The following is a 3,529-nucleotide window of genomic DNA, read 5'->3' on the forward strand; positions in this document are numbered from 1 at the left end:
CGGCGCGCTGCACGCCATCGGCCGCGCGGGCGGCCCGCCGCAGGTGCCCATGAACCTGCTCGGCGACTTCGCGGGCGGCAGCATGTACCTGGTCGTCGGCGTTCTGGCGGCGCTGCTGGAGTCCCGCGCGAGCGGCCGGGGCCAGGTCGTGGACGCCGCGATCGTGGACGGCACGACCCACCTGTCGACGTTCATCCACGGCTTCATGGCGGGCGGCCTGTGGCAGGACGAGCGCGGCGTCAACATGCTCGACACCGGCGCGCCCTGGTACGACGTCTACGAGACCGCGGACGGCGGCCACATGGCCGTCGGCGCGCTCGAACCGCAGTTCTACGCCGAGTTCCTGAAGCGGCTCGGCCTCGCCGACGCCGGGCTGCCGCACCAGCACGACCGCGACGGCTGGCCCGAACTGCGCGAACGCTTCGCCGCCGCGTTCAAGGAGCGCACCCGCGACGAGTGGGCCGAGATCTTCCTGCCCTCGGACGCGTGCGTCGCGCCCGTCCTGTCGATGACCGAGGCCGCCGAGCACCCCTACAACACCGCCCGGGACGTCTTCGTCGAGCGCGACGGCCATCGCCAGCCCGCCCCGGCCCCGCGCTTCTCCCGCACCGCCACCGCCACCGACGGCAAACCGGCCCTTCCCGGCGGCCACACCCGCGCCGTCCTGGCCGACCTCGGCATCGACGACGCCGACGAGCTCATCGCCTCCGGAGCCGTCGCCGAGAACTGACGGCCGACAAGGACTGACCGCCGCCCCGGCCGGACGGGGCGGCGGCGGGCCGGCCGGGTCAGCGCGGCGGGTCGTCCGGCGGGACCGCCGCGATGCCGGTGATGTGGTGCCGCAGCGCGGCCGCGAGTTCGGCCGGGCCGATCCGGTCGGGCTGCAGCACCGAGTGCAGGGTCAGGCCGTCCAGCAGGGCGTTCAGGCGGATTCGCTCGGCGCGCAGGTCCAGGCCCGGCCGCAGCACGCCGAGCCGGTCGGCCGCGGCGAGCAGGGTGTCCAGCATCCCGGCCAGGTCGTCGTACAGCTCCAGCGCGTAGGGTCGCAGGTCGGGGCGGGTGCGCGCGGACGTGGTGAACGCCAGCCACACCTCGGCCTCCTCGCGGCGGCGCTCGTCCAGCGGCAGGATCTCGGCGAGCAGCCGTTCCAGCGTGGCGGCGTGCTCGGCGGCGGGGGCGTCCGGGTCGGGCGTCCGCAGCCGGTCCGCCGAGGCGCGGATCCGCTGGCCCGCGCGCTCGGCGAAGTACCGCATCGCGAAGATCATCAGGTCGGCCTGGCCGTCGAAGTAGTGCCGCACCGAGCCGACGGCCAGGCCCGCCTCGGCCGCCACCGCGCGCAGCGACGCGTGTTCCAGGCCGTCGCGCCGGGCCACCCGGAAGATGGCCTCGGCCACCTCGCGGCGGCGCTCCTCGGGATCCACCAGCTTGGGCATGGTCGTCCGGACCGGGACTAGTCGCCCTGGACGGCCCGCCTCCGGGGACGGCGCTTGACGTCGACCGCGCCCCAGAAGGCCAGGCCGGAGATGACGATCTCCGGCGCGCCGGGGACGCCGGGCCCGCTCGCCACGTGGTCGAACCCGCCCATGATCCCCACACCCGTCACCCGGACGGTCACGTCGTCCGGCACGATGATGTCGATCCCGCCCATGATCGCCACGGCGTTGATCCGGACCGTCGTGGAGGTGAACCGGGCCTCGCGCAGGTCGATGTCGCCGCCGCCCCAGTACGCGAACGCGGTGAAGGTCTCCGGGACGGTCCAGACGCCCTTGCGGTCGAAGCCGCTCATGATCGCGATGCCGTTCGTCCACGTCGGCGTCTCGCCCGGCACGACGACGGCCCCGCCGCGCGGTCCGCCGTGGGAGCCCGGAGCGGGCCGCGCGGACGGCACGGACGGCGCGGACCCGGCGTCCGGCAGGTCGCGCGTCAGCGGCTCCAGCTCGGCGTACGTCTTCGCGCGGTAGACCGCGTCCAGCCGCTCGTCCACCTCGTCCAGGGTGAGCCGGCCCTCGCCCGCGGCGTCCCGCAGGATCTGCGCGACCCGGTCGCGGTCGGCGTCGGAGGCCCGCATCTCCAGGGGACGCACGGGATCGGGCTTCTCGGGCAGATTCGTCATGCGCCAACCCTAGAGCCGCGGACCGCGCCGCCCCACCCCTCTCTCATCTCCGGTCCCGGCAAGTCGGGAAGAAGGGCGGGAAGCGGACGCTCCGGGCTCAGCTCCGGCGGGCGCGGCGGACCCAGGCGGCGATCTGGTCGCGCGAGGTCAGGCCCAGCTTGGCGAGGATGTGCTCGACGGCGGTGTCGACGGTGCGGCGCGCCACCTCGAGCCGGTCGGCGATGTCGCGGTTCGACAGGCCGCGCGCGACCAGCACCGCGACCTCGCGTTCGCGGCCGGTGAGCGCCTGCCGCTCGGGCCGCGGCGCGGGCTCGCCGCGCGCCAGCGCGATCGCCTCGGCGACCGACAGCCGCGCGCCGCGCTCCTTGGCCGCCTGGAACCGCTCCGGGGGCAGCCGCTTGCGCAGCGCATGCTCGGACGTGGCGCGCCGCCGCTTGTAGTCCGGCCCGTACAGCCGGGTCGCGCCGAGCCGCCGCCACATCGCCTCGGTCGCGCCGAGCAGCATCGCCGCCTGCTCGTACTCGCCGTGCACGACCGGCGCGGGGGTGAGCAGGTCGAGCGCGAGCGTGATGCCGAGCTGGTCGCCCAGCCGCTCCTTGATCCGCAGACAGGCGAGCAGGTCGTCGGTCGCGGCCCGGTGCTCGCCGAGCCACCACAGCGCCGCGCCGCGCGCGTACAGCGCGAACGAGTGGCACCACCGCTCGCCGGACGCCTCGCCGTCCCGCGCGGCGGCGTCCGCGAGCGAGAGCGCCTCCCGCTCCTTGCGCTGCAGCAGCAGGACGGTCGACAGGTGCGGCCCGGTCAGCAGCGCCAGCGGGTCCCCGTAGCCGAGCCGGTCGAACGCCTGGCGGGCCTGCTCCATCCGGGTGCGCGCCTCGTCCAGCTCGCCCTCGAACAGCGCGATCAGGCCCTCCCCGTGGACGACGTGCGCCACCAGGTCGGGCGCCGACGGAGCGTCCGCGGCCACGTCCGCCGCCGGGGCCGAACCCGAACCCGGGACCGCGGCGGGAGCCGGGGGGACGGTGATCGTCGAGAAGAGGGCGCGGGCCCGCTCCGTCTCGCCCTGCTGGACGGCGACCATCCCCGCGCCGTACGCGATCCACGCCCGGTCGAGCGCGACGCGCGCCGGGTCGCCCGCGTCGTCGGTCGGGACGGCCAGGGCGCGCTCGTGCCAGCGGCGGGCCTCGCCGAACATGCCGAGGCAGATCCAGTAGTGCTGGAGGACGACCGTCAGGTGCAGCCCGGTCGCGACCTCCTCCGGTGTGGCGAGGGAGTACTCGAGGGCGACGCGCAGGTTCGGGTTCTCCTCGCTGAGCCGGGTCAGCCAGCCGAGCTGCTCGGACCCGAGCGCCGCCGCGCGGGCGCGTTCGGCCAGGTCGAGGTAGTGGTCGCGGTGGCGGCGGCGCAGCCGGGGGC

At 75.8% G+C, this 3,529-nt stretch carries 4 protein-coding genes; 1 reads left to right on the forward strand and 3 read right to left on the reverse strand.

Annotated features, from left to right (window positions below; all coding sequences use genetic code 11):
• The coding region (locus AB0J52_RS32375; RefSeq protein WP_500186628.1) for a CoA transferase at positions 1-730 on the forward strand (730 nt) is incomplete at its 5' end.
• Between the two features lie 58 nt (positions 731-788).
• On the opposite strand, the gene AB0J52_RS32380 is transcribed toward AB0J52_RS32375, so the two are convergent.
• The 3 genes from AB0J52_RS32380 to AB0J52_RS32390 all read right to left on the reverse strand — a co-directional run.
• Positions 789-1,433 (reverse strand): TetR/AcrR family transcriptional regulator, encoded by a 645-nt coding sequence (locus tag AB0J52_RS32380; protein ID WP_500186630.1) that lies wholly within the window; start codon positions 1,431-1,433, stop codon positions 789-791.
• A 17-nt stretch (positions 1,434-1,450) separates the two neighbouring features.
• On the reverse strand, positions 1,451-2,113 hold the full coding sequence (locus AB0J52_RS32385; RefSeq protein WP_500186632.1) for a DUF1707 SHOCT-like domain-containing protein: 663 nt from the start codon (positions 2,111-2,113) through the stop codon (positions 1,451-1,453).
• A gap of 97 nt (positions 2,114-2,210) precedes the next feature.
• Positions 2,211-3,529, reverse strand: a 1,319-nt coding sequence (locus tag AB0J52_RS32390; protein WP_500186633.1) for a LuxR C-terminal-related transcriptional regulator, incomplete at its 5' end; no start/stop codon positions are given.

This window comes from Spirillospora sp. NPDC049652, assembly GCF_040675125.1.
GTDB lineage: Bacteria > Actinomycetota > Actinomycetes > Streptosporangiales > Streptosporangiaceae > Spirillospora.